Here is a 25864-nt window from a genome sequence, read left to right on the forward strand (position 1 = left end):
TCGATTCAAGCCACTGATGGTATTGAGTCGATGGCCTATATCATGACGTTAGTCTCTATTCGTTGAGAACGGGTTGAGAGCTGTCAGCGAGAGTTGCCTTGATTGTTGCTGATGTTTTTGCCGCAGGGCAATCAGGCGAGATTCCGGGATCTTGTGTCTTCAGGGAGTCATTCGATCATGCGGATTCTCTACGGAGCCAATTCGCAAGGACAGGGGCATCTTTCAAAGGCTGCCAGTCTGATTCCCGCGTTGGAAGAACGTGGTCATGAAGTCCGTCTGGTCTCTTCCGGCCCTCCTCTGCCCGCCCCCTATCAGTTCAAATGGCATCGTCATTTTGCAGGAATGCCTTATGCGGTGACCCGAGGGAAAACCGACTTTTCCCGCACAGCCCGCGACTGGCTGGTGCAGTCACCCCGGACAATGGCCAGCCTGATGTCTGTCCGTCGGATTGTGCAGGAGTTTGAACCCGAACTGATCATCAGTGATTTTGAACCCCTCACTGCCAGCCCGTTATTGGCACCACGTTGTGAAGTGTTGGCTGTCAGTCGGCAGGTGGCTTTGCTGGATCGCGATCTGGAGATTCCCGGTCACATTGCCCGGGAAGCGCGTCTGGCCCGAGCCGCCATGCGGTTATTCACACTTGGGGCGGATCGTTTTTATGGCTATCACTACGCTCCAACAAATTACCGCTGCATCCCTCCTGTGATCCGACCTGACTTGTCGTCGTTGGCGACGTCATCAAGTGCAGGACGGAGCGAGGCGGGGCACCTTCTGGTATATGCTCACTTTGCTGCGGTAGCTCCCTTGGTGGAATGGGCGGCAGCCTCCCGGGTACGTGTCGTTGCCTATGGTTTTCCTGCTTCAGAATGGATAGAGCAACCATGGGTTGTCTTTCGATCACCCAGCCGTCAGCAAATGCTGCGGGATCTGCAAAGAGCCAGAGCCGTGATGACCAGCGCCGGCTTTACAACGCCCGTGGAAGCTTTTCTGTTAGGGCTGCCTGTCACGGTTGTTCCCTTGCCGAACCAATGGGAACAGCAGGTCAATGCCTGGCAGCTTGAGCAATTAGGGATCGCCAAGTCGTGTGAAGTCTGGGATTACGAAGCCGCATGGCGGCATGAGACGCCCACAATCAATCTTGCCTTGCGACGATGGTTGTCGGCAACCGTTGATCAAGTGGCCGACTCCCTTGTCGGGCCAACCCATTTACGGGATCACCTTGGGGTCGATGCGAGCAGGCAGCCTTCTGTGAGTGACAGTTGGCAGAAGGTCGTAGCTCAAAGAAGCACGAACCGGCAAGCGGCCTAAGTGCCGTGTCACGGCTTTGTCTTGGGGTTGATGGCCGCAACGTCCTCCGTTGTCGGACTTTGCAACCTGTTTAACCCTGCTTTTGAGCATATAACAATGCACGAAGTTCCCATTTGCTGATCTATTTGCCAGCCATGGCCAGGGTGCCCAACTGATCTGGACTCATGGGGAAGATGCAAGGTACAAGCATCGCGTCAAATCTCGGGGAGCTTCCATCAGGAGCCTATCCAGCAACGCAGCTTCTGGAACTTCGGCCTCCTGTTTAGAGGATCCCGATTTTTAGAAGTGATTTTCAGGATATCCCAAAGGGACGCCATGCGCTTGTGCCATTTTCCAGCTCGACATCATGGCTGGTGGCTCACTTTTTTGATGAGCGTACTGGCAATGGCTTCCTCCTGCGCAACCTGGCAGAACGACCGCAAGGTCACGTTCCAGTCTTGCCCCTGGCCAGCGGGTCAGCAGGTTCAAGAGGTTCTTAGCGTGGTTCCCGTGGGTACTGAACGTGCCGAGGTTTTGAAGCGTCTGAACAAAGCTGGTATTCAAGGGAATTATGGGGCGAACGATTCCATCTATTACTGCGATGTCTGGAAGCGGGATGAGGTGATCTGGCACATCAATGTCGCCCTGCTGTTCGATGAAGAGGGGCGGATTTACGCCACCATGCCAGATACTTCCGGGCAAATGGTTGAAAGCCCTCGCTCGGCTCAGGGAAAGTCCCCGGCAGCGCAAAATGACGCGCCAGCCGGTCAAAATGAAACAACGACTGACCCATTTCTCCCCTGAATCGGGGCTTGCCATATGACTGTGCAAATGTTGCCAGTCCTGTATGCAGCACCAAGATAGAGGAGGTATCTATAGTAAGCCCAGGCACGCTTTCTCTGGACGTGCAACGGTTTGGAATCGCTGCTAATGACGTGAGGCGCTACTATCGTTGGTGACGCGAAGTCGCGGAAAACTGGGCTGACGAACGATTGCCAGAGCTACCGTTCAGACCTGTTGTTGACGCCATTGAGGAGTCAGCTGGCAGGATTTTCAAATGGCCATCACAGAACCGGCAAGCCGCTTTGGCTCCCAGGTATTTGGGAGCAAATCTCATCGACTCCTGACAATGAGGACAATCCGCGAAAACACTGAGATCCCTCAGTTTCGGGTTGGTGAGATCAAAGAAGAAGTTCGTGTGGCAGTGCTTGCAACTGACTTGATGGCCCACATATTTGCGGTGGATGCGAAGCTCTTTGCTGCACCCCGGACACGGGACAAAATATCCCTCAAAATTTAATTCAATCACCGATTCGATAATGGGGAGTGGCACAAATTCCGGCACCACGATCTGTTCGGGGCGGAGGTCTTCGTTCAAGAGGTGGCGACAACTCCGGCAGCGGACAAGGTTCGCTGGGACGTCTTCTCCGCAACTGGGGCAGGCGCCCCCTGGCCATGCGGGCATATGCTGACCTTCGCTTTTTGGAAACTGTCGTGCGGGCAATATGTCAAAAAAAAGAGACGATCACAAAATTAAGAGCAGTTCCCATGCCAATAGACTGATCCGTACCCGGAGAATGGTTGAGTATTCAAAACTCTACCATGTGCTGTGTCGAAGTCTAAAATTCGGGTCTCGTCTGTGGTGAAGTCTGGCAACGAAGAACCTTCCCGCGACTTCAACCCAAAGACAAAGCCTTGATACGGCACTATTTTTTTGTAGTCGGGAGACAAAACAGCTTCGTAAAAGTCTTGGCGTAAACGGCTCCGTGAGCCACTGCCAAAGTCGAATAGGACTCTTCGCCCAAAGAGGTTGTGCCCAGCAGTTCATAGGTCTTGCTGGCAGAGACACAACTGATTCGGCCCGCTTCATCAATGTTATAAAGTCGTCCCTCAAGCAGAATTGGTGAGGCTGTGAATTTCCCGCCCACCCGTTCCGTCCAGTGCACCTTACCAGTGGTTGCGTCTAAACAGCTGACAACCCCGCCGTCGCCCCACAAAAAAAGCAGGTCGCCCTCGACAACGCAGCAGGGGACATAGGGGAGCATTCGCTCCAGCTTTTGAACAGGAGGGATCTTCCCATCCACAAGTTTGGCAAAAGGATCGATCACAAAATAGCTTGTCCCGCGTCCGCCCTGCCCTGCTCCGGCATAGATCCGATTGGCGTTAACCACCGGCGAGGCCACCGTTCGCTGCTTGAATTGTTCGCTGGCCCATTGAGTTTCGCCTGTCCAGGGATCAAGGGCCGTTACTCCCGAGATGCCATTCACACAGATCAGTTGCGGGTTCCCCCCGCCGGTCGGTTCAAAAATTGTCGGGGTTGCATAGGAGGTTTCTCGTGACTGTCGCGGGATTTTCCAGAGCGTTTTGCCCGTCTTTCGATCAAGTGCCACGATAAAACTGGTTGTATCCTGGTCATTCACCACAATGAGCTGGTTCTCAAAGAGGATCGGCGAGGCCCCCTGGCCATGTTGCGAGGCAAACGGCCCCAGATCGACCGTCCACAGCTCGTTACCGCCAAAATCAAACGCCTTGATGAGATATTGCTCGCTATCTGCACAGACGGCATAGACCCGTTCGCCATCGGTTGTAGGGCTGGCGTTGGCAAAGCTGCTTTTTGCGTGCTTGCCGTTGATTCCGAGAAGTGTTGATTTTGACCAGGCCATTTCGCCCGTGTCGGTTTTCACAGCATGCAACCAGCGTCGCGTCTGTGTATTGCCCGGCAGCACTTCAGCCGAAGTCACGAAGACGCGATTATCCCAGATCACAGGAGACGAATGGCTCACTCCGGGAATCTCTTTTTTCCACGTGATGGACTTGGCATCCCATTCGACCGGGAACCCTTTTTCAGGAGAGTGTCCAGAGCCGTTTGGCCCACGAAAGCGAGGCCAGTTTTCGGCAGCGGCAGGTGACGGGGGCAGACTGCACAAAACCATCCCCCCCATCGCCAACCAGAGATAGCACGAGATCAGTGGTTGAGGAAGCCTCCTGATAGCCATGTGATGATTCATGAATTTGTCCTTTTTTTGGCTGATTGTCTGGCGGGACATGTATTTCCTGCTTCATCTCGTGAATGGTTTTTTCCTGAGGATGGCTAGGAATATGAGGAACTGCAAGCAGTTTTTATGCTTTTAGGGAGAAGCGTGATACCCCCTCCCGTTGACGATCACTGGAAGATGCCCCATTCTAGTGGGAACCAAGATTCCTTCGTTGATTGTCTCACGGAGGTTTTGATCCAGGCGGGCTTGCTTACTTCATGCTGCCAAAAGCGGCATTACCACAAGTTGCTGAGTTTATGTCAGAAGAGGCGAATTCACCCACAGCCGAGCTTGCATACCTGGTGGTGCGTACCGGGGTCTCGCGCGGAGACGTTTATCGTCTTCCAGCCAATCAGGTGACAACGATCGGCCGCGCCACAACGAGTCGGGTCGTGGTTCAGGATGAAATATGCAGCCGTAATCATTGCGAACTGTTCTTCAATGCTGGCTACTGGCGTTTGCGTGACTGTGGCAGCAGGAATGGAACCAAACTGCGGGGCGAACCCATCGTTGGTGATGTGGAATTACGCTTTGGCCAATCTTTTCAGATTGGAAGCACCATTTTTGGACTGGCAGGAAGCCTTTCGCAACGTTGGGATGATGACGCAGGAGTCGATGAACCTCTGGAGTCGGATACCGTAGATGCCATGCGGGAGCGTCACGAAAGTGACAGCAACCCTGAAATTTTGCATCGACGAAGGCAGTCGCGCTTCCGACAGCCTGTTGATACCGCGGCTCGTGATAAGATGTCACTGGAGCTTTCACGGTTGTACCGACTGGCATTGGAGATGGGAGCCGCAGTCACCGCGCAGACGTTGGCTGAAATTGTCCTGGAGGGCTTGTTAAACGCCACAGCGGCAAATATCGGTGCGATTCTCTTGACGACCCCCGGAAATAGCAAAAAAGGGGCCACAGCAGACCAACTGGGAGTGGTGGCTTACCGGGCACAGAACCATCAGCCCTACCACCCTGTTTCTGAGTATCTCTCGCAAATTGTCTTGAATGAACAAGAAGCCGTTCTTGCTCGTGATATTGCTTCTGATGCCCGGTTTCTCGACCGGGACAGTCTGGGGGAAATTCAGGCGCAAAGCGTGATTTGTGCTCCTGTGCGGACTCCGGAAAAAGTCTACGGGTTGATTCATCTCTATTCCACAGATTCCGCGACACAGCTTGAAGTGGATGATCTGGAATTTACTCTCGCCGTGGCCGATCAGATGGCTGCCGGGCTGGAGCAACTTCAGCGGGTTGAGAAATTGCAGGCGGGCTTACAGCGGGCTGAAGTCGAGAACCAGACGCTGCGTGAACAGCTTCGCAGCGAAATGGATTTGATCGGCGAAAGCACTGCGATGCAGCAACTCAAAGGCCGCATTGCCCGGATCGCACCCACCGATGCCACCACGCTGATTCGAGGCGAAAGCGGGTCGGGTAAAGAACTGATTGCCAGGGCCATACACGTTCACAGCAATCGCAAAAACGGCCCCTTCATCACAATGAACTGTGCCGCGCTGTCGGAAAGCTTGCTGGAAAGTGAATTGTTCGGCCACGAAAAAGGCTCGTTTACCGGCGCGGTCGGCAGAAAGTTCGGGAAGTTTGAGCAGGCCCACCAGGGGACAATCTTCCTCGATGAAGTCGGGGAAATGAGTCCGGGAGTTCAGGCCAAATTCCTGCGTGTTCTCGAAGGGCATCCTTTTGAACGCGTCGGCGGTGGTGACCCCGTGCATGCTGATGTCCGGGTTGTAGCAGCCACCAACCGGGATCTTGAGAAAGCTGTTGCCGAAGCCACATTCCGGCAAGACCTGTACTTCCGACTACAGGTTGTGGAGTTGGTTGTCGAGCCTTTGCGCCGACGGCGTTCCGACATCCCGCTCCTTGCCAATTTTTTTCTGAACCGCTTTGCCCGCAAAATGTCACGCAATATGGTGGGCTTCACCCCCGGGGCGATGCAGGCTCTCATTGAGTATGAATGGCCAGGGAATGTTCGGGAATTACAGCACACCATTGAGCGAGCCGTGATCCTATGTCCACACGAGGCCGTTGGCCAGGCCGATCTGCACCTGTCAGCACTAGGGGCTGTTTCAAAGTTAACCGAGCCTTCCAAGGATATTTCAACCCGGCAGACCTTTGAGGCCCTTCCCCTGGAGATCGTCGAGCAGCAACACATTCTGGCAACATTGGAATGGACTGGCTGGAACAAATCTCAAGCGGCTCAGATTCTTGGCATTGAACGATCGACCCTGGATCGCAAGCTCAAGAGGTACGATGTGGAGCGGCCTAAAGAAAAGAATTTTTAAAAAAGATGACTGAAGAAAAAAGCCAAAATATTTCGTTGATCTGCTGAAAATTGGGCTTTTATGACGGGCCAGGCAGGTCGGGGGCAGAAACTGCGTGCAGTTCTTGTGAAAAAATTATTGACAAATCTTTCGATCAACGCACAATACGGGGGTTCGTAAGGAGTCCTGCCTCGAAGCCTACGCCTTGAAATCGCACGAATTTTGTGACGCTGCTCGCAGTAGTTTGCCGATGGGTGCTGTTAATTTCGCATCCCGCACTATTGCACAACATCGGTTTGAGTGAACGATGTGCGTCAAATGGATCCGCCGGCATGATGCCCGCGAGGTTTCCAATACGTGTTGATGGATCGGAGTGATTTCGCCGGTGGGTGGTTGAGTCGACATGTGGTGGGTCAAAGCTCTTGTTGATTGTTTTCAATAGCGTCTTGCAGCCCGTGTCATTCATCAGCCAGTTCACAAAGCCGGATGGGCTGTCGTTGTTGTGATGTCAGTGCTTTGAAGTTCCCGTAAATCGTCCGTTTCTGTCCATAATGATGGAGGCGGAATCCTTTCCGGGTTCGATGTCTAATCTGTCCTGATGATGATGTTGAACTTCAGGCTTTTGTGAGGTCGGATAAGGGGTGGAGGGGTGATTGCAGCTGGTTTGGGCGCGGCTTTGGGAGTGAAAAACAAATTGATTCACGAAATTGAGCCGAGCGAAGCGTAACAAGCATCAATGACCGCCTGATCGTTAAGAGTAAATTTCAAAAATAGATATCTGAAGACAAGATTCGATTACTTAAGAAGAAAGGAGTGTTCGACGATGGCACGTGATTTTGATATGAGCGAGTTTGAAGAAGAGGATTCCCTTGGCGATGAAGGTGGCGAAGGATTTGAGGGGGAATTCGACGAAATTGATTTCGAATCGCTCGGTATCGATCCAGCTCGTCCGACATCTGCCAAGCCCGGTTCAGAAGATAAAGTTCTGATGCTTGCTGCTCGTTACTCGGCTGGTGTTCCACTTTGGAACAACGATGACTGCTACGACCATGGCCCCGCCGAAATGCTGGCCCGGCTGGCTCGTGGTGCCAAGGCGTAAAGCCGTTTGATCAGCCTTGCTGGTTGATCTCTCCTGCTTTATTGCCTCTGATCAGTTTTATTGCTTCTAATCAAAGGTCTTTTTGACCAACGATGATAAGAAAGCCTCGTGTCGATTGTGACGCGAGGCTTTTTTATTGCCCATGAGGCCAGGCGGGAAGTTGTGATCTCTCCTGAAAACCCGCCGGTTGGATTTCTGAGCCAGGAAGTGGGCTGGTATGAGATCCAGACTGGTTCATGCCATGCGATTCTGAGTGCACTGGTTGTGCAGAGGTTGGCAAGTTCTGGTGAGTGCCCTGGAGCGGTTCGACTCTTCGTTGAGAGAGTTCTGGTGGCCGGGGATAAGCGATCCCCCCCTGCTGTTGCCACGGGCCTGGCCAGTTCTGAAGAAGGGTTTCACCAACAGCCACTGCATAGAACCTGAGACCTTCAATCGAAAGTTCTTTGCCGGTTTCTGTGGCCAGAGCTTCAGTGTGGGGGGAGAGTTCCCATGCAGAGGTCACATTAACTAGCGGCAAGCGGTTTCTCTGGCAAAAGGCCGACACTGTCTGAGAGAACTTTTGGTCGCTGGCTTCGAGCTTGGTGTGTGGGGACGTGATGATGACAACCCGCGCCCCTTGCCTTTGAGCTGATTCCGCAATAGCGAGAATCGGCTTGAAACAATATTCAGTTTCTGTGTTGGAAAGATGATCGTTCGAGTGGTCGCTGAATGATTTCAGTCGTTTTTTGGCTGCACTGGAGTCATCAAGCTGCTGAGTTGTCTGCGCGTGCCAGAGATGAGCCGTCCAGGCGAAAGTCAGGTCAATCAGCCTCCATCGCTCCCGCCAATCTGTCGCAGCGCGTGAGGTGCCACTGGCTTGAAGGGAGGGGTGAATGCAACAGAGAGGTCGCCCCTCCACTGAAGTGTGCAAGTACCTGCGAAGTTGACGATCCCGTTCAAGCGATGATTGGTCAACATGAATTAATATCAGGTCAGCTTCAGCCGTGGCCCAGGAATTGGCATATTCAATCGCCATCAGCATCGGGCAGTTGTCTGGAAAGCCAGCGTTAAAGACTTCAATCGTTGCCGATGTGCGAGCCTGAAGTTGCTCACGCAAAATTTCAGGCGGCGACATGCTTTCGTTAACATTGGGGCCGAGAACCGTTTGATTCCCCAGCCAGACAATGCGGAATGTTCCTTGAGGCTTGGGGGCTTGTGGTTCTTCGCCGCGTCCCCCCAGGCTGTTTGTCCGGAATCGAACTGGCAGTTGGTTAAGTCCCGTCCACTTTCGTTCGCTGCGTGGAATGAACTCGAGGTATTGCCTGGCAGACGGGATCGTTAATGCTTCCAGCGAAGAGGTCGGCTTCGGGCTATGATCCGGCGCGTACATCTCCCAGACTCGCAACCCGACTTCACCGCCACAGACGGCCATTGTCAGGAGGAGTGTTGCTTTTACGAACTGTGCGGCCCAACCACAGGCACGCAAAATCATTGCGGCCGCTCCCGTTCAGAATCCATCCTGAACAATCTCAGCTCACCACGGCAATTCCCTTTGCAACAAGCACTGGTGAGTGTCGCCAAGTTCACAAAGCATTCTGATAGAACAGAACCCTTTTCCTGAACCTAACTCGTGGAGACTATTGCCATTCGGAAAATTTAACAAGATCGATTTCTGGTGGCTTTTGTCTTGCCAGCCGTTTGAGAGAAGCTGAAGCTATCTGGATATCTTCCCGAATTTCAGAACCATCCCATCGGTAAAAAAGACGCAGAGACTGTCAGAGTTGGGAGATAGGGCTGGATAAGTCCTTAAGTGCAATACACCGCGGGCACGACGCCGATCAAACCCCAGGGGCAAGCCACATCGCACGGTGTCAAAAGTTTTGAGGGTCTAGGCGATTTGAAGAACGTAGGGGGCAATATGTCGACTTTTACCGAGAATCTGGTCGCCAGGATTCGCGCAGGCTATCCGCTTCTGGTCGTACGAACACATGAGGAAGAGCGCTGCCTGGAACTGATTCGTCAGATGGCTTTTGAAGAGTCATGGGAGTCGAAACCAGGCATGCCATCCATCGCAGAAGTCGCTTCCGGGCAAAACGTGGAGGATTCAAAAACCTGGGTTGAGGGGGCGCGTCTGGCGGATGAAGGGATTCTCTGGTTGATCTGCCGTATTGGCCGTTTTCTGGGCACTCCCCAGGCCGCTCGCGATTTTCGCGAGACCGTCGTCATGGCGATGGGGCGCCGACAGACGTTAATCGTGATCGACCCTGATCCACAATTACCGATCGATCTTGAGAAACTGGCAATCACCATGTCCTTGCCACTCCCTGGAACAGCAGAATTAAGGTCAATTCTTCAGGAGTATCAGCAGGAAGCTTCACAGGAAAAGGACGTCCTCCCATGGTCTCAGGAAGACGAAGATGCGCTGCTCAAAACGATGTCTGGACTGACAATCCATGAAGCCCGAATGGCGATTCGCCGGGCGATGCTGGATCGAACGGAAGTGGACGAACAAGCCATTTCTTTATTAATTTCCGAGAAGAGAGCGTTAGCTGCGGGATCAGATTTTCTGACCTTCTACGATCTCGCCGAGGGAGCTAATGACGTTGGCGGACTGGATCAACTGAAGGATTGGCTGACTCAGCGATCACGGGCGCTCTCACCTTCCGCGCGTGAGCAGGGGATTCCTTCCCCCAAAGGTGTTTTCCTCCTGGGAGTGCAGGGTTGCGGAAAAAGCTTGTCCGCTCGCGTGACGGCGCGAGTTTTGGGGTTCCCTCTGGTTCGACTGGATCTCACCCACTTAATGACCGGCCAGCGCGGTGGCCCTGAAGAAAACTTACGACAAGTGCTACAAACGGTGGAAAACATTTCCCCAGCCGTCTTGTGGCTTGATGAAATTGAAAAAGGATTTGCCGGAGCCGAACAACAGGCCGGAGGTGCTGCTGATGCCACCATGGCCCGACTTTTAGGAAGTTTTTTGACCTGGATTATCGAACTGGATCGGCCTGTGTTTCTGGTCGCTACAGCGAATTCAGTGCAATCTCTTCCGCCGGAATTATTACGACGGGGACGCTTCGACGAACTCTTCTTCATTGATTTGCCCAACATCGATGAACGCCAGCGGATACTGGAAATTCACTTGCAAAAGCGTAACTGGAATCCCGGCTTGTTCGATGTGGAATCCCTGGCTCGACAGACTGAAGGGTACAGCGGTGCTGAATTAGAGCAATTAATCAGTTCGGCAATTGTTGAGTCTTTTAGTCAGGGGCGCGTGCTGGAGTTCACCGATTTAGTGGCCGCTCGCCGTTCGTTGATTCCTCTCTCATTGACCGCAGAAGACCAGATTTTTTCCTTGAGACAATGGGCCGAAAGTCGCTGCCGCAAAGCCACCAGTGACCATCGCGTCGTGCGTATGCTGGATGACGAACGGCAAGCCGAAGTCAAGCATTCTCTGACGGCGCCCCTTCCACCGGAAGCATCCCTGCAAGCATGGCAACAACTGGCCATTCATGGCCAGATTAAAGCGGCCGTTGTGGAATTGGTGAGGCAGGCAGGTGAGTCAGGGTTCGGGAAGTTGTTAGAAAACTTCGCTCCCTGGATCCCTGTTTCTGGCGACTATGGTCTGAGGCTGAAACAACCTGCCGGCGTACTCGTGGCGACGGGATTCTCAAAAGAATTTGCGACGATTCTCAGTGAACTTTTTTCGTCACGAAGGCTGTATCTTCGATTAGTCCATCCGGCACATGAATTGGTCGTACCACCGCCTCGCATCCCTGTTTCAGAAGAGATTCCACGCGAAGCTCCCGCGCGTCCCGTCTTTCTTCCTTGTGTATTGCGGCTCTCACCAGATGCGCGCAACTCCTTATCTTTACAGTCGTTGAAGCTAGTCAGGCTGGGAGCAGTTTCCGAATAAACTGCGCCGTAAAACCACTCGAGTCCTCATCCAACTTGCCTTGTGGGGTTCCTGACCTAACCTTCTCTTATGCGGCAATAATGTCTGGCAAGTTGAACCTGTGGTGTAGACCGCCAGGGCCAACGCATTATTCCCATGAGGACGATTGTATGGGATCGGCGTCGATTGCCCCAACTTCAGAAAAACCACCTTTGGCCGGAGGAGTCACATCGATCCCGGCATCGGATGGACACGTCCAAAAGACGAAACGCCGGGTGAGCGAAGGCGATTACCGCATTGAGTTCACCACTCAGAAAGAACGACTCGAAGAGATTGTTCCTCAATGGAGTGAACTGGCGGATCATGCGGTCGAACCCAACCCCTTTTATGAGCATTGGTTTCTGCTGCCTTCGATTGAACATCTTGCAAGGCAAACCTCCTGGCGCGTCATGTTGATCTGGCAGTCAGGACATAAACCCGGTGAACCTGAACGCCTTGTGGCACTCATCCCCTGGGAGCAGCGGCCCAGTTCATGGAAGCACCCTCTGCAATACGATCGGCTATGGCAGCACGCATATACCTATTTATGTACTCCGCTCATCCATAGCGAAAATACAGCCGCGATTCTCAGCGAAGTCTTGAAATGGTCGAAAAGTTCTCAGTGTCAGTCCCATGTTCTGGAACTCCCCCACATTCATGGGGAAGGCCCGTTTCAATACGCACTTCTGGAAGCTCTCAGCCAGCAGCCCTCGTTGACATTAACATCTCACCTTTACGGCAGAGCTTTGTTTCGCAAGGCGCCGTCGGCAGAAGCTTATTTAGAAAAAGCCACGACATCTCATCACCGTCAGGAACTTAGGCGGCAACGCAGACGACTCTCAGAGCAGGGTCACTTTGAAATCCGAAGCCTGATGGCAGGCGAAAATATAGAGCCATGGGTCAATACATTTTTGCAACTGGAAGCTAGTGGATGGAAGGGCCTGGAGCAGACCTCGCTCTCTGCCTCACCCGCCGATTGTCAATGGTTTCGGGAAGTCTGCCGGTCGGCCCATGCCAGAGGCCAGTTGATGATGCTGGGACTCTTCGTTAATGATCGACCGATAGCCGCTAAATGTAATTTTCTCTCGGGAACCGGAGGGTTTACGTTCAAAATAGGTTTTGATGAAAGCTTTGCCAAGTTCTCTCCGGGTGTTCAACTGGAAATTGAAAATATCGGCGCTGCGCATCAGAAATCAGATCTTCAGTGGCTCGACTCCTGTGCTGCGCCTGGCCATTTCATGATTTCTCGCCTCTGGCCCGATCGCAGGCTGATACAAAAACTGTTCATTTCAAATGGGCGAATCGGTGATCTCTCATTAGCGGCCCGATTTGGACTGCGTGCCATGCGGCGTATCTTCAAACGATCTCAGCCTAAATCAGATCAGTCTAAACCCGAATAATTCAGGTTACCTTAAAACTAAAAGTCAGCTCATTAAATAGTTGTGTCAGCATCACGGTTGATTAGCGTGGTCATCGCGTTGGCGACAAGTCGTGAGATGAAAAAAGTTTCTCTGTGATTCAATATTTCGTAGTGAGTGCCTCGTTCTTTTGGAAGGCTTTTTGCAATGGCCACAGCACTTCTTGAACCTTTACAAACTTCATCTGTTCCTGCTAATGGCACACCGCTGCTGGAATGGGATGTCGCCGAGTTTGACCGTTGCTTCAATAGGCAGCCTTTTCTCATTCGTCACAGCCTTTCCGGGCATCCGTTATTCAATATTGAGCGATTGTTGCAATTGGCTCAAGAACTTCCAGAAAAGGATATCGAGTACAACGCCGGAACATTGCCTATCAATCAGGATCCGAACCTTACTCCCCGCAATGGATTAAGCGTGGCGGAGACTGTCAGTCGTATTAAGGAATGCAAGTCCTGGATGGTGCTTAAGCATGTCGAGAACGATCCCGCTTACGGGAGAATTCTCGATGATTGCCTGGCCGAAGTTCGTAAACAATCAGAAGCGATTGTTCCCGGTATGCGGTCAGCTCATGCTTATATCTTTTTGACTTCGCCTGGATCAATTACGCCTTATCACATGGATCCTGAGCACAATTTTCTGCTCCAGGTTCATGGAAGTAAGATCGTTCATATGTTTGACGGCAACGATCCCTCGATCATCTCTCAGGAAGAATTTGAACGATTTTATGGCGGACGCGTTCGCAATATGACTCTGGCTGACGAGAATCGTTCCAAGTCCTGGGTCTTTGATCTCGAACCCGGATATGGACTTCATTTCCCTGTGACCTACCCTCACTTCGTGCAGAACTGTGACGAAGTTTCGGTCTCATTGAGTATCACTTTCCGGACACCAGATCTGGATCGTCGGTTGGGCGTGCACACTATTAACTGGTTGCTACGCCAGCGCGGTTTTAAGCCAGCGCAAGTCGGCAAGTATCCCTTCTTTGACGCCGCGAAATATCAGTATTACCGTGTCGCTCGTAAGCTGAATATGATTTAGTGATGTCGAGTGCATGCCAAGGCACCCATAGAGACGATCTATGACCGATTCCAGGGCGAGGTGCCTGGTTGCCATTTTTGCTGATAGAGTCGACCCTGCCCTGTGGCCACACCATCCCAGGGAATTCCGGCTGTTGGCTGGCTGCTGTTAGCTTCAGGACGACTGTTGGAAAAGAACATCAATTGATCGGCGCTACTCCACTCCGAGATAAGTTCTTCAGCAGGATCCGTGATCCCGAGAAGTCGCTTGGCTCCTTGAACAAGCCAAAGTGAAGCAATCAGCATGATGAACATGATGACTGCAATCATTGGCAATAGGGGGCCGAGCGCAAAGATCTTCTCGGCCCGGTTCATAATCGGCTGCCAGCCAATGATCACCACCAGTGTGGCGAGGCTCAGATAAGGCCCGTAGGGAATTGTGCGGTCGCGAATAAAGGGATAGCTGACCGCGACGCCGATCAAAGCGATCAGCGGGGCTAAAAAGAAGACGACCAGCGAAGCTTGCCAGCCGATGTAGATACCGATCACCCCACCAAGAATCACATCGCCAAACCCCATCGCTTCCTGGCCAAAGACCCAGCTTCCCAGAGCACGAACTAACCAGACCGTTCCTGCTCCCACAATCAAGCCAGCCAGACTAAAGGCCAGCGCGTGCAGTCTTGGCCAGTGCTCGATCCAGGAGGGGACACTCCAGCTTTCCCACCAACTGAACCAGTCCGCAGGAAAGAGCAACCCGAGTGCACCGACGAGATCCGGGTCATGAAACCAGATTGGCCAGAGCGCCGTTGTCCCACTGATCATTGCTCCCAGCAACCCGAAGATCGCCATCGGGACTGTGACGCCATCAGGGATGATTTGCAGGTCAAAGTCGATAAACGTGGCAACCAGTAAGCCTTCTGCTAGCACCAGAAAATAGACATAGTGCCATAACGCACGATTAAAGATCGTCTCTCGTGACAGCGTGTCACTTCCTGCGGGAAGTAGATGCGTCCAGAGGCCACTGGATAGCGGGTCAATGATCCAGTCATGTGGCACTATCGCCAGATAGAGGATCACCCACAAAATCCCGTTCAACGCCTCGATGGCAGGGTATCGCCATGAGATGCGGGTCTGACAGGCTCGGCAACGACCACGCAGCATCAGCCAGCCGATGATGGGAATGTTGTCGCGGGAAAGGATAAATGTGCCGCATTTGGGGCAGGCTGAGGGAGGATAGACCACCCCTTTGAGAGAGCGGATCCAGTCCTCATGCTGGGGAATGCGCCAGATCGCGACGTTAAGAAAGCTACCAACGACCGAACCGAGAATGAACAACGCCGTCAGGATAAACCAGAGAGGCAGATCAAGCATTGGGCACCCAGAGGTGAAGTAAAGCACGCACTGACAATAAAATGTGACAAGCTGACACTTTGTCGTAACTTGCATCCTGTTGCAATTGTGCAAATCTTCATTTGCCCGGCACTTGGCAAGGTGACCCAGGCGTCGCTTGGGACGTCTGGGTGACGATCGTCACCGGAAGTTCATTATCGTGGGGCATCTGAACCTCGACATCGATCATCTCACTTTGAGAAACGGAGAGATTCAGAACAGTCTGGCAGTCTCTTTACACATTGAGCCTGGCGACGATTTCTCGTGAAATTTCTTCCGGGGAGCGATGGTCGGTCTCAACGGAAAAGCTGGCCGTTTCCCGGTAGAGCGGTGTTCTTACCTGCAATAAGGTCTTGATCTCCTGAAGCATCGCCTCAGCGATAGAAGAACCTGCCGCAGAAGAACCCGTTTCTGAGCCTGCTGCCAGTAATGCCGGCCTTTGCGCAGCAGAGATCGGGTCATCTAACAGACGCTGACGAATCACCTCCGGCGAGGCTTGCAGCCACACCACCTGCCCCGCATTCTGCAACGCTTGCCGATTGTCTGGATTCAGGATCACCCCGCCTCCTGTCGAGAGAACCGCAGGTTGCTGGCTGCTGGTCAGTTCATGGATCAGCGAGGTCTCTAACTGGCGAAAAGCGGCTTCGCCTCCCCGGGCAAAGATCTCTTTAATCGTCTCGCCCGCCCGCTCCTGAAGCAGGCTGTCGGCATCCATAAACGGAATATTCAGAAGCCTGGAGAGATGCTGGCCAACTGACGTTTTCCCGGTACCGCGATAGCCGATGAGAGAAATGATCATGGAGCATCCGCCTGTTCGGCAGTGGTGGTGTTACCGTCAGCAGCCTCTGGTTCAGCGAGAAGATCGTCATGACGGACGGGGGAAATCAGCCGGCGGAAAATCGTTCGGACATCATCCAGTGACAGTTTAAGCCCCGTGAACATCTTGAATTGAGCCGTCGCCTGACGGACAAACATCTCCACCCCCGTCACCGTCCGGCAACCATGGTCGCGCGCTTCTTTGATCAGCAGCGTACGCTCAGGAGTATAGATCGTGTCAAACACCAGCATGTCATCCCGTAACCAATGCATGGGGAAAGGTGTCTCATTCACATTGGGATGCATTCCCACTGGGGTGCAGTTCACCAGAATGTCGACAAACTCCGCTCCCCGATTTTCCCACGTCACCGCCCGGCCACCAATCTGTTCAGCCAATGCCTGAGCACGTTTCATCGTTCTGCTCGAGACCACAATCACAGCTTCCCGCTGCTGCATGGCCATACCAATCGCCTTGGCGGCTCCCCCTGCCCCAAGGATCATCACCCGCTTGCCAGACAATTCTTCGCCCGGCTTTAAGCCACTCAAAATGGCATCAAGAGCCGCCTGATAGTCCGTATTGGAGCAACGCCAATGACCCCCATCATCTTTGAAGGCTGTATTGGCGGCTCCAATGGCACGGACAAAGTCATCGCAATGCGGGTATTTTTCGAGGATGGCCTCTTTGTGGGGAATGGTGGCACTGTAGCCAGAGAATCCCAACTGGTGATAAGCATCCAGGGTTTCGTTGAGTTCCGAGGATGAGACGCGCAGCGGAAGATAAACGCCGTCAAACTTGGCCTTGCGCATCAGCGTGTTGTGGAGCAACGGACTGAGGCTATGAGCGACAGGGTCACCCAGCACGCCAAGCAATCGCGTTTGCCTAGTGATCTCTTCGTAACGAAAGATCTTCCGCATCTCATCGAATGAAAACTGGCCAGGCGCCAGTTCCCGCTCTTTACTGAATGTGGCGTAGGTGAAAGGTGAGCCATAGGCCCCGCAAAGCACACGGGTCAGCATCCCTTTCTCGCCCATACAGAAGCCAACGGTCGGAACTTGGGCGTTCTCTACCAGTTTCAGCATTCGTGCGCAGTCGGCAGCCGAGTTGGCCATCGTCACAATTTTGACGAGGTCAGGATCAAGCTTGCACATTTTTGCGTAATGGTCTTCGAGATCGTCGGGTGTCTGCTCGAAGTCATGATGGCTGATAATCCGCTTTGTCGCACCATACCGGCGGATTTGGGGCGCAATGTCGTATTCGATATCCACATAGTCCGCACCAGTCAGGATCGCCGTTCGCAGGATCGTCTGCCGCTCCTCTTCCGTTCCACGAAAGCGGCCACGATCCGACAGCCGGCGGCAGGTGATGATGGTGGGCGTCGGGCGCTCTGACAGAAGCCGTTTCATGTCGGGCGTGCGAGAGAGGTAATCCACCCGCAACTCAACCAGCTGGGCACCTTTTTGTGCCAGAGCCTGATGTTCCGCCACCATCATCTGATGACGGGTTCGTCCGATGCCAACACAGATCTGGGACGCCACGATAGAACCACCTGAGGAAATACGGTCAGTTTCAGAAGACACAATGTTTTCAAAATCTCGTTTTCATGATCCCAGACGCCCGAATTGTCGATCAAGTTCGGCTCGCGACAAATTCAGTGCTGTTGGTCGACCATGTGGGCAATGATGAGCATCGTCCACCAGATGGCGTTGGAGCAGCAGCGCGTCAATTTCGTCCTGGCCCAGCTTTTGACCCGATTTTACTGCGGCTTTGCACGCCATCATGTTCAACAACTCATCGAGAATATCACGATGGGCACTTTCGAGCGACGATGACTCCAGTTGTTCTGCCAGATCACGCAGCAATTGCTCCTGATCGAGTTTTCCCAGCATGGCGGGATAGGCCGACAGCAGAATGGTGCCTTGCCCAAAATCGGAGATTTCAAAACCCAGCCGCCCCAGAGGTTCGCTGCAATCAGTCAGCAGGCTGCTCCCTCGAAACCCCAGTGAAATCGGAATGGGAATGAGTAGCCGCTGTGATTCCATCGCATGGCTATGCACTCTTCGCCGAAATTCCTCATAGAGAATCCGCTCGTGGAGCGCATGCTGATCAATGACCGTCATGCCTTCAGCGGTTTCCACTACCAGATAACAGTCATGAATCTGTATCGCCCTTGACGTGTTGTCTGCTGCTGCCAGTTGCTGGGCCAGCTTGCTGATGGTGGGCATCACTCCGGATGAAGAACTCAGTGTCCCTGAAGTCATCTCAGCAGAAGGTGAGGCAGTCCCCAAAGTCTGAGAACCGGCAAGATCCCCCACGGCATCATGGCTGCGATTCATGATTGATGATTCGCGAGAAACCATTGTCGTGGCGAATGCCGTTCGGGGCGAAGTCTCAGGCGGGGAAAGAGCACTGCCTTCCTGATCGTCATCGTTCTCTGCATCCCAGGCAGGGGAACGCAAAGGATCGTTTTGCAAGGCGGGAGCTGACCAGAGGGGATGCCGGGAGCCAGGCGGGTGATCAGTCAAGTCATCCGAAGTATGATCTGATTGAGAATTCCCCTCATGGCGGCCGACCCCTTCCCCCCAGGGATCTGTGGGGACATCGCTGCTTGCCGCATTCCGAAAGAGTTCTGCTTTAGCCCACTGTGAGAACTCATTCCGTAATTGACTTTGTTCTTCGGGAGAGACGAAGGGTTCAGCCACAGCCCCCTCTGCAGTCCCTGCTGAAACAGCTGGCACTTTTAACTTGCTTTCAAGGTTCATTCCCAGGAAACGATGACGCAACGAGGAGAGGAGCAAGCGGTAAACTTGCTGAGAGTCCTGAAAGCGAACCTCGATTTTTGTGGGATGAACATTCACGTCAACATCGGCAGGATCAACTTCCAGAAACAGGAAGCAGACGGGATGCCGCTGAACCATGATGAGGCCGCGATAGGCTTCTGTCAGCGCATGCTGGATGGAACGATCCTGAAACCAGCGTCCGTTCAAAAAGAGATGCTGCATTTTGCGGGTCGATTTATTAAGAGCCGGGTGCCCTGTGTACCCCCATAAACGCATCGTTCCCACGGTGTTTTCAATGGAAATCATCTGCTCGGAGATTTCGCTGCCATAGAACATTTCCAGCCGGCTGAGCAATCCATCAGTGGCGGGCAGTTCATAGACCACGCGTTCGTTATGACGGAGAACCATATGCACGTTAGGCCGCGCCAACGCGATCCGTGTGAACTGTTCGGAAATATGTCCAAATTCTGTCGTCGCGCTTTTCAGAAATTTTCTGCGAACAGGCGTGTTGGCAAACAGTTGGCGAATCTCGATACAAGTCCCGTTCTGACAACCGCAAGGAACGGGATCGCCACGCTCACCCAGATTGACGACCAGCTCGGTGCCGATTTCACTTTCAGGCTGACGGGAACGGATTCGCAGATGGCTCACTTCTGCAATCGAGGCCAGGGCCTCTCCGCGAAAACCCAGTGTGCAGACCTGAAAAAGATCTTCCGCAGTCGCGATCTTGCTGGTTGCATGAGTTGTGACAGCCAGAGTGATGTCATCGGCGTGGATGCCTCCGCCATCATCCGTGACACGAATCAGCTCGCTTCCACCAGCAGCAATATCAACTTCAACGCGTGTGGCCCCCGCATCAATACTGTTTTCCACTAGCTCTTTCACCACGCTGGCGGGACGCTCGATCACTTCTCCTGCGGCAATTTTGTTGACGACACTGTTCGAGAGCTGCTGAATACGTCGCATAAACCTGCCTGAACCATTCATCCCTAAGACTCGTGCATTGTCAAAGCACAAAATCCAAGTCGTTTCTGTTGTTAAGTCCGACAACGGAGGACGTTGTGGCGACAACAACCCGAAAATAAAGCCGTAACACGGCACTCGTGGACTGCGCCAAGTCCCCTGAGGCCAAAAGTCATCTCAAGAAAATTGTCGCTCGGATTCCTCATTGTAACCAGCGATCCGCATTTCGTGATGATTCGCATGGCCAACGATTGCAAGATTTTCTCACCCCGCGAATTTCATGAGCTAAAGTTCCATTGGCGCCACGGATTGCCCCCGTTGACGCCTGAAATCTGCTTTGAAAATGAACCCCACGATTCGACGACACACAATTCGACGACACACCGAGACCAAGTTACTGTCGTATGGTTCCAGCGACGAATACTTCCCCCGTAAATTTGCGATCTGATTATCAGATTATAGCGATTGATCGCCTGCGAGCTGGCGTCACGCTTCGCTCACCGCTCTATGATGCCGATAAGCCGGCGTCTCCGCTTTTGCTGGCTGCCGGGACAAAGATCACCGAACAGCTTCTCGACCTGATCGCCCGCCGTGGCATCAAGTTTGTTCACGTCCATAAGAATGAGCTGGACAATGTCTCAGGCCCCGGCAAGTTAGGTGGATCGTTTCGTGCCGGAGCGAGAGCAACAACACCCGCCAGGGCGCCTGAACCAGCAGGGCCTCCTGCACCGCCAAAATGGAACGTCCACGCTGATTCTTATATTCACGATGTTTCCCAGCGCAGCGGCGTCGATCCCTCGCCGGTACTGGTGCAGGAACTTCACCAGGGCATGGAGCGGTCACTGGCCCAGTTAAAAGAAGTTTTTCTCGATATCGGCACCAAAGGAAAAGTCAATTCCAATGCCGTTACCGGAGTCGCCCGTCAGAACCTGATTCTGATGACGCGGGATCTTGATCTGTTTGCTGAAAATGGTTCACAACCCATCCTTGATCGCTATCCGATGCAGCATGGATTGAAGACCTCCATGCTGGCCACCGCCATGGCCACGATCATGGGTTATCGGAAAGAAGACTTACTGGATCTGAGTTTCGGATGCCTGATTCACGATTCCGGCATGCTCAAAGTCGCCCAAAGACTTCGCTCTGACCGACGGCTCAATGCGGGCAGTCAGTTGGAAATCATGAAGCATCCGATTTATATCTGTGACCTGCTCAGCAAAGATCCCCTCGTCACGCATGGCGCAAAGCTTGTCGCCTATCAGATGCATGAACGCATGGATGGTTCGGGGTACCCGCGTCAGCGCTCTGGTAACCAGATTCATCCGTTATCGCGGATTGCCGCCGTGGCGGATACTTACCTGGCGTTGATCTCGCCCCGCCCTCATCGTGCCGGGATCTCGCCTTATGCGGCGATCGAACATCTCTTGCAAGGGGCGCATGCGGGGCAGTTTGATCCTCTGGTTGTCCGTTCCCTGCTGCACCTGATCTCATTATTTCCTGTCGGAAGTGCAGTGCAGTTGAATGATGGACGCGTTGCCCGAGTGATGCTTTCCAACCGGGAACGCTTTGCAGAACCCACCGTCCGCATTGTCGATCAGTTCGGCGAAAATGTCCCGGGAACTCGCGAGACCATCAACTTATCACGGACACCTCAACTCCGGATCACCAAAAGTCTCTCGCATGACTTACCACAATGGAGCGATGTCCGCACCGGAGATGAATGGTAAAGAGAGGAAACCAGCATCAGTCTCATGAAGGTCAGGCACCGGCATTTCCATCCGGTTTCTTGCGGATGCCGGGCGGTGCTTTCCAGGTCTTGAGTTGCTGTCGCATTTCTCTCAACGTGAAATTGACCCCATGCAGATGCAGTTCGGGTTCGGCATCGGATCCCGTCCACGCACCGCCTGTCAGGCCTTCGTTGAGTTCCTCTTCCAAGGCTCGTAACCAATGAGGGACATCCAGACCAGAGCCAACGGAATCTGTCAGGTAAGCTTCAATCTGGGTCACTAAAGCATCCATCGCCTTCGTTTCAGGGGGCGATTTTCGGGCTTCTTCCACAGCTCGGGGAATTGATCCCAGCATGTTGTTGACAGCCAGCGGCTTAACAAACCGTTCCTGCAAGTGACTGGTGACAGAGGGAAGCCTCATGCCGTACTGTCGCTCCAGCTTTTTCAGATCGGCCAGATGTCGATCTGACATATCTTCTGTTTTGACAGTAAAGACTTCTTCCCAGATTTCCGCCGCTTCTTCACGTCCCTGACGGGTCAAGACTTCATGAGCAATCGCCACGGGCAGCAGGTTCCAGGCGTCTCGTTCATAGGTCGTTTCCAACCGGAGAAAATCGAGCAAAGAAAAGAACAGTTGCCCATAATCAGATTGCGTTGTTGTGGAATTGTATTCGAGAAAACGGTCAAAGCGATCAACGATGACCTGATAGATCAGTTTGAGCGTTTCAATGGCTTCGCGCGAGTTGACCTTCTCGGTTCTCAAGTCTTCCAGAAGAGGAATAGGATTGAGCGGGTCTTCCGATTCTTCCAGGTAATCAATGTACTTCTCGATCCCTTGATGAAGGATCGTTCGCAGGTTGCCTAATGTCAGAACCCGCGCATTGAGAAATTCGTTGCCATATTTTTTAATGAAGTCCCGGGTCTGCTCCCAGACACCTTCCAGCTTGAGAGACTCAACAGTCGAGAGCCGCATTGTCGCGCTATGATCGAGCCATTGATCGAGATAATGTTCGACAGTTGATCCCACAATTTCAATGAGATCTTCGTCGGCAAACTTGCCGCGTTGCCACTGTCGTGACGCATGGATGATGCTTTCCAGTGAATTGCGAAGTGCAATTCGGAAGAGGCGATCAAACTCTGTCACAGCCATACCTGCGGGCCGCGACGATCGCTCCATGTCGTGAGCGGCCTGAAGCAGGTGCCATGTTTCTTTGAGCAATCCCAGTCGCGGAAGATGGCAGAGCATGAAGCGGATAATCGCCTGAGCCGTGCGTGCCGTCAGTACCTGTCCCGGGTCGCCATCATGCTCCAGAGGAATGTAAAGCAGAGGTCTCTTCTGAAGTTCCTTCAGTAATGATGGCAGTAATTTGCGGACTTCTGCCGGATCGCGCCGGAGGATTCCCAGAATCGACTGAACAATAAACCGGTCGTCGCGATCATTGGCAGGCGCATGACCTGTTGTCTCTGCCAGCAACGCCTCCAGGCACCATTGAGCGACCTGAGCACTGACTTGAATCAGAATGATCGATTGCAGCAGATAGAATTTGGTCTGTATCTGCATGTCGAACTCGATGTTCGCTTCATGCTCGCCGCTGGATTCGACGACACCATGCTTCTCCAGATCTTCCATGAGCAGTTTAAGCTGCTGCTGAAGTTCAATGCACTGTTTCAGCCACTCCTCCACATGTTCCGGAGGGAAAACGGCCGCAGGGCGTTCCGCGCCGGGTTCAAGTTTCATCCGGGTCGAGGCTTCCGCCATCGTGCATTCACTGGCGGCAATCTGCCACATTTGCGTCAGCATGCGGGCGAACTTCAATCGTGGCTCAAGCAGTGCCTCGATGATTTCAAATTCACCTGGCTCAGAACTGCCGCTATCCGCGGTATCACTTTCCCCGCCGTCGTTCGCTGTATCCCGAAACACCATGCCATCATAGGCTGCGCCATATAGCGTGTTTTCCGTGTCTGTCAGATCTTCATCAGCCTCAGGTGGCTCAGAATCATTTCCAAGCCCATTTTGCAGCACGGATGTCAAACGTGGGACATTCCAGAGTTCACCCGCGTTGGCCTCCACCGAGTCGAACATTCTCAGAATGGTTTTCCACTGAGGTTGAGGCGGCTGAGACGTCGAATCCAGCGCAAGCTCCAGCCAGTCAATCATCAGGCCGAAGAGTGTATGAGGGCCTGATTCCAGACCAACTTCTTCCACCTGGCTGAGCCACTGAATCAACAACCCCTGCGAAGCCACTGTGTCTTTTCGATCCAACAGCGATTCCACAACCTGGGCATAGGCTTTCGATGACTCAAATCGATCAACATGCTGACGCCAGAACTGCACATCTCCCGCTGCCTCTCCCGCGGTGCGCCACTCGGCGAGGGTTTCCGCCACATGAAGTGCCGATTCATAGCTTTCTTTGCCAGCGACCAGTGGCAGATCGGCAATCGTGGGTGTCCCAAAACGATCCCACCATTCTGCAAATCGAGAGAACTTGCGGTTAAGCTCGGACAGCCGATCTTCTCTCCCACGGACAGCAGCATCCTGCAGCGCGATCGCATAGGCTTCCAGAATCAACTCCACAAGATTGAGAAGCTGCTCAACCCGCTGGTCAGGAACACTATCTTCGCGAGAAGCAAATAACGGGAAATGACCCTGGAAACCCAGGATATTCCAGGGATCAACGATCGCTCCGCAGCGGATCCCCCGGTGCAGGTAGAATTCAATCTCGTCGATTAACTGACAGGCGTGATCCAGATCGCCTTTCTCGATTTCCTTTCGGAAAGAGGTGAATCGCCACTGGATTTCGCACTCAAACCGGGCGGCGGCAGCCGGGATAATCCCTGCCTGTTGCCGGGCTTGTTCGGCATATCCCATGCGAGCAAAAAGGTAAGCCAGATGGCGTCTCTGAACCTGTTGTGCCCCATACTCGGCAAGATACATATTGAGGTATTGCCGGACATGTCCAAACGGCTGTTGCGTGATCTTTGCTTGCCGCTGGAGTCGTTTGGCCCGTGCTCCCTCTGCCGATTCCAGTAATGTGGAATAGAAGCGGTCACGCTGCCGAGCCACTCGTGGCAATAGTGATGTCAACGTGATAGTCGAGTCATGGGTCTCCGGCCCTGCTCCACTGATAGCCGAGGCCATCAGAATTGTTCCCGAAAGAACAGCGGCAGCGTCGTAGACCAGTTCCTCTCTGGGAACTTTCTTTTGTTCAGACATCCACTTCAACAGTGAGTCAAGAATCACCTTGCGAACCACAAAGCGGCGGTACATGCCACTGAGGTCAATCAGATGAGGATCCCACTCACCGAAGAGATAGTTGGTTCGCTTGTTGGCAGGGTGAAGATGATCGTGGGCACGCAGGTCGAGAGAGAGTTCGTCCAGGTTTTCCAGATGAAACCAGGCGTCAGTCAGAATCTCGGGGGGAGTTTGCGAAAGGAGTTCAATCGTCTTCTCTACGATCTCGCGATAAGGCGATTCACAGACACCTGCCCCACGGATATACAGCGGCAGCGGGCGGAAACGCTCGTGCGAATATGGCTCCATCTTTTGTCGATTCTCGAGAACCGCAATCGGGCGGTATCCCAGAAAATCATTCAGCTTGGTGATCGCACCATGGATAATCCGCGGGTCTTCATTCCAGGGAGCCCCTTGCTGAAGCACCGCTTCAAACATGCGAGCAAGAAAGAATGGTGATTCAAAGTCCGACGACTTCAAATGTCCCAGGAGATCCGCATGGTGATTCACATAAGCGGGAAAGACCTGATCAAACGTTAAAGTAACGACCACTTCACCCTGATCAGTATTCTCGAATCCCGTCTCATGAGACGCATGACACGAGGCCATGGTGTCTAAGAGAAGTTGCCTTTGGTCATTCCAGCGAGGAACCACACGCGCCAGTTGATCCAGACGTTTCTGGAACTGCGCATCGGGCCGCCCCCCTGAAAGATTGAGGTATCCCGCGATCTCGCGAACGAGGAGCGCGGTTTCTGAAGATTGATTGTCCGAAGGTGATCTCAATGCGCCGATCCCTGCCGGGCGAAGTGCGTCAGCCAAAATTCATTTGCGAATGCAAAATCAGTCCTGTTCAAGACTTCCATGGCAAAGAATAGACAACAAGCCCACAGACAAGCAATTGAAACGAAGTCGGAATCTTCCAAAGAA

General features: G+C 53.1%; 16 protein-coding genes. 8 read left to right on the forward strand and 8 right to left on the reverse strand.

What is annotated here, in order from left to right; all coding sequences use genetic code 11:
- Positions 1-177 precede the first annotated feature (177 nt).
- Together SH287x_RS06465 and SH287x_RS06470 are read left to right on the forward strand one after the other, a co-directional pair.
- Positions 178-1308 carry a glycosyltransferase family protein gene (locus tag SH287x_RS06465; RefSeq protein WP_479517760.1) on the forward strand — a complete coding sequence of 377 codons (1131 nt, stop codon included), beginning with the start codon at positions 178-180 and terminating at the stop codon, positions 1306-1308.
- Positions 1309-1692: 384 nt separating this feature from the next.
- Positions 1693-2091: a hypothetical protein gene (locus SH287x_RS06470; RefSeq protein ID WP_479517761.1), complete on the forward strand. Its 399-nt coding sequence runs from the start codon at positions 1693-1695 to the stop codon at positions 2089-2091.
- Positions 2092-2233: 142 nt separating this feature from the next.
- Here SH287x_RS06470 and SH287x_RS06475 read toward each other — a convergent pair whose 3' ends face one another.
- Together SH287x_RS06475 and SH287x_RS06480 are read right to left on the reverse strand one after the other, a co-directional pair.
- On the reverse strand, positions 2234-2665 hold the full coding sequence (locus SH287x_RS06475; protein WP_479517762.1) for a hypothetical protein: 432 nt from the start codon (positions 2663-2665) through the stop codon (positions 2234-2236).
- A gap of 328 nt (positions 2666-2993) precedes the next feature.
- The gene (locus tag SH287x_RS06480; RefSeq protein WP_479517763.1) at positions 2994-4295 is read right to left on the reverse strand and encodes a PQQ-like beta-propeller repeat protein; all 1302 of its coding nucleotides are present in this window, start codon (positions 4293-4295) and stop codon (positions 2994-2996) included.
- A 245-nt stretch (positions 4296-4540) separates the two neighbouring features.
- On the opposite strand from SH287x_RS06480, the gene SH287x_RS06485 reads away from it, so the two are divergent.
- Positions 4541-6613, forward strand: coding sequence for a sigma 54-interacting transcriptional regulator (locus SH287x_RS06485; protein ID WP_479517765.1), 2073 nt, complete (start codon positions 4541-4543; stop codon positions 6611-6613).
- An 802-nt stretch (positions 6614-7415) separates the two neighbouring features.
- Positions 7416-7691 carry a hypothetical protein gene (locus SH287x_RS06490; protein WP_479517766.1) on the forward strand — a complete coding sequence of 92 codons (276 nt, stop codon included), beginning with the start codon at positions 7416-7418 and terminating at the stop codon, positions 7689-7691.
- 133 nt (positions 7692-7824) lie between these two features.
- Here the strand turns inward: SH287x_RS06490 and SH287x_RS06495 are convergent, their stop codons facing one another.
- Positions 7825-9162, reverse strand: coding sequence for a hypothetical protein (locus SH287x_RS06495; protein ID WP_479517767.1), 1338 nt, complete (start codon positions 9160-9162; stop codon positions 7825-7827).
- Between the two features lie 426 nt (positions 9163-9588).
- On the opposite strand from SH287x_RS06495, the gene SH287x_RS06500 reads away from it, so the two are divergent.
- From SH287x_RS06500 to SH287x_RS06510, 3 genes are all read left to right on the forward strand, one after another.
- Positions 9589-11580 (forward strand): AAA family ATPase, encoded by a 1992-nt coding sequence (locus SH287x_RS06500; protein WP_479517768.1) that lies wholly within the window; start codon positions 9589-9591, stop codon positions 11578-11580.
- A gap of 149 nt (positions 11581-11729) precedes the next feature.
- Positions 11730-12998: a GNAT family N-acetyltransferase gene (locus tag SH287x_RS06505; protein ID WP_479517769.1), complete on the forward strand. Its 1269-nt coding sequence runs from the start codon at positions 11730-11732 to the stop codon at positions 12996-12998.
- A gap of 165 nt (positions 12999-13163) precedes the next feature.
- The gene (locus SH287x_RS06510; protein ID WP_479517770.1) at positions 13164-14054 is read left to right on the forward strand and encodes a transcription factor; all 891 of its coding nucleotides are present in this window, start codon (positions 13164-13166) and stop codon (positions 14052-14054) included.
- A 38-nt stretch (positions 14055-14092) separates the two neighbouring features.
- On the opposite strand, the gene SH287x_RS06515 is transcribed toward SH287x_RS06510, so the two are convergent.
- The 4 genes from SH287x_RS06515 to mutL form a co-directional block, all read right to left on the reverse strand.
- Positions 14093-15403 carry a prepilin peptidase gene (locus SH287x_RS06515; RefSeq protein WP_479517772.1) on the reverse strand — a complete coding sequence of 437 codons (1311 nt, stop codon included), beginning with the start codon at positions 15401-15403 and terminating at the stop codon, positions 14093-14095.
- Positions 15404-15656: 253 nt separating this feature from the next.
- Positions 15657-16220 (reverse strand): shikimate kinase, encoded by a 564-nt coding sequence (locus tag SH287x_RS06520; RefSeq protein WP_479517773.1) that lies wholly within the window; start codon positions 16218-16220, stop codon positions 15657-15659.
- Positions 16217-17773, reverse strand: coding sequence for a shikimate dehydrogenase (gene aroE / locus SH287x_RS06525; RefSeq protein ID WP_479517774.1), 1557 nt, complete (start codon positions 17771-17773; stop codon positions 16217-16219). Before aroE ends, SH287x_RS06520 begins: the two co-directional genes overlap by 4 nt.
- Positions 17774-17836: 63 nt before the next feature.
- Positions 17837-19981, reverse strand: a complete 2145-nt coding sequence (mutL, locus tag SH287x_RS06530; protein WP_479517775.1) for a DNA mismatch repair endonuclease MutL — start codon at positions 19979-19981, stop codon at positions 17837-17839.
- A gap of 401 nt (positions 19982-20382) precedes the next feature.
- Between mutL and SH287x_RS06535 the strand changes: the two genes are divergently transcribed.
- Positions 20383-21705, forward strand: coding sequence for an HD-GYP domain-containing protein (locus tag SH287x_RS06535; RefSeq protein WP_479517776.1), 1323 nt, complete (start codon positions 20383-20385; stop codon positions 21703-21705).
- Positions 21706-21736: 31 nt separating this feature from the next.
- On the opposite strand, the gene SH287x_RS06540 is transcribed toward SH287x_RS06535, so the two are convergent.
- Complete coding sequence (locus SH287x_RS06540) at positions 21737-25720, reverse strand: hypothetical protein (protein WP_479517777.1); 3984 nt, start codon at positions 25718-25720, stop codon at positions 21737-21739.
- Positions 25721-25864: the final 144 nt, after the last annotated feature.

This window comes from Planctopirus sp. SH287 (assembly GCF_056500625.1).

Coding starts and splice junctions, on each gene's coding strand:
- SH287x_RS06465 (WP_479517760.1), top strand. CDS start 178: ATGCGGATTCTCTACGGAGCCAATTCGCAAGGACAGGGGCATCTTTCA.
- SH287x_RS06470 (WP_479517761.1), top strand. CDS start 1,693: ATGGCTTCCTCCTGCGCAACCTGGCAGAACGACCGCAAGGTCACGTTC.
- SH287x_RS06480 (WP_479517763.1), bottom strand. CDS start 4,295: ATGAATCATCACATGGCTATCAGGAGGCTTCCTCAACCACTGATCTCG.
- SH287x_RS06485 (WP_479517765.1), top strand. CDS start 4,541: ATGCTGCCAAAAGCGGCATTACCACAAGTTGCTGAGTTTATGTCAGAA.
- SH287x_RS06490 (WP_479517766.1), top strand. CDS start 7,416: ATGGCACGTGATTTTGATATGAGCGAGTTTGAAGAAGAGGATTCCCTT.
- SH287x_RS06495 (WP_479517767.1), bottom strand. CDS start 9,162: ATGATTTTGCGTGCCTGTGGTTGGGCCGCACAGTTCGTAAAAGCAACA.
- SH287x_RS06500 (WP_479517768.1), top strand. CDS start 9,589: ATGTCGACTTTTACCGAGAATCTGGTCGCCAGGATTCGCGCAGGCTAT.
- SH287x_RS06505 (WP_479517769.1), top strand. CDS start 11,730: ATGGGATCGGCGTCGATTGCCCCAACTTCAGAAAAACCACCTTTGGCC.
- SH287x_RS06510 (WP_479517770.1), top strand. CDS start 13,164: ATGGCCACAGCACTTCTTGAACCTTTACAAACTTCATCTGTTCCTGCT.
- SH287x_RS06515 (WP_479517772.1), bottom strand. CDS start 15,403: ATGCTTGATCTGCCTCTCTGGTTTATCCTGACGGCGTTGTTCATTCTC.
- SH287x_RS06520 (WP_479517773.1), bottom strand. CDS start 16,220: ATGATCATTTCTCTCATCGGCTATCGCGGTACCGGGAAAACGTCAGTT.
- mutL (WP_479517775.1), bottom strand. CDS start 19,981: ATGCGACGTATTCAGCAGCTCTCGAACAGTGTCGTCAACAAAATTGCC.
- SH287x_RS06535 (WP_479517776.1), top strand. CDS start 20,383: ATGGTTCCAGCGACGAATACTTCCCCCGTAAATTTGCGATCTGATTAT.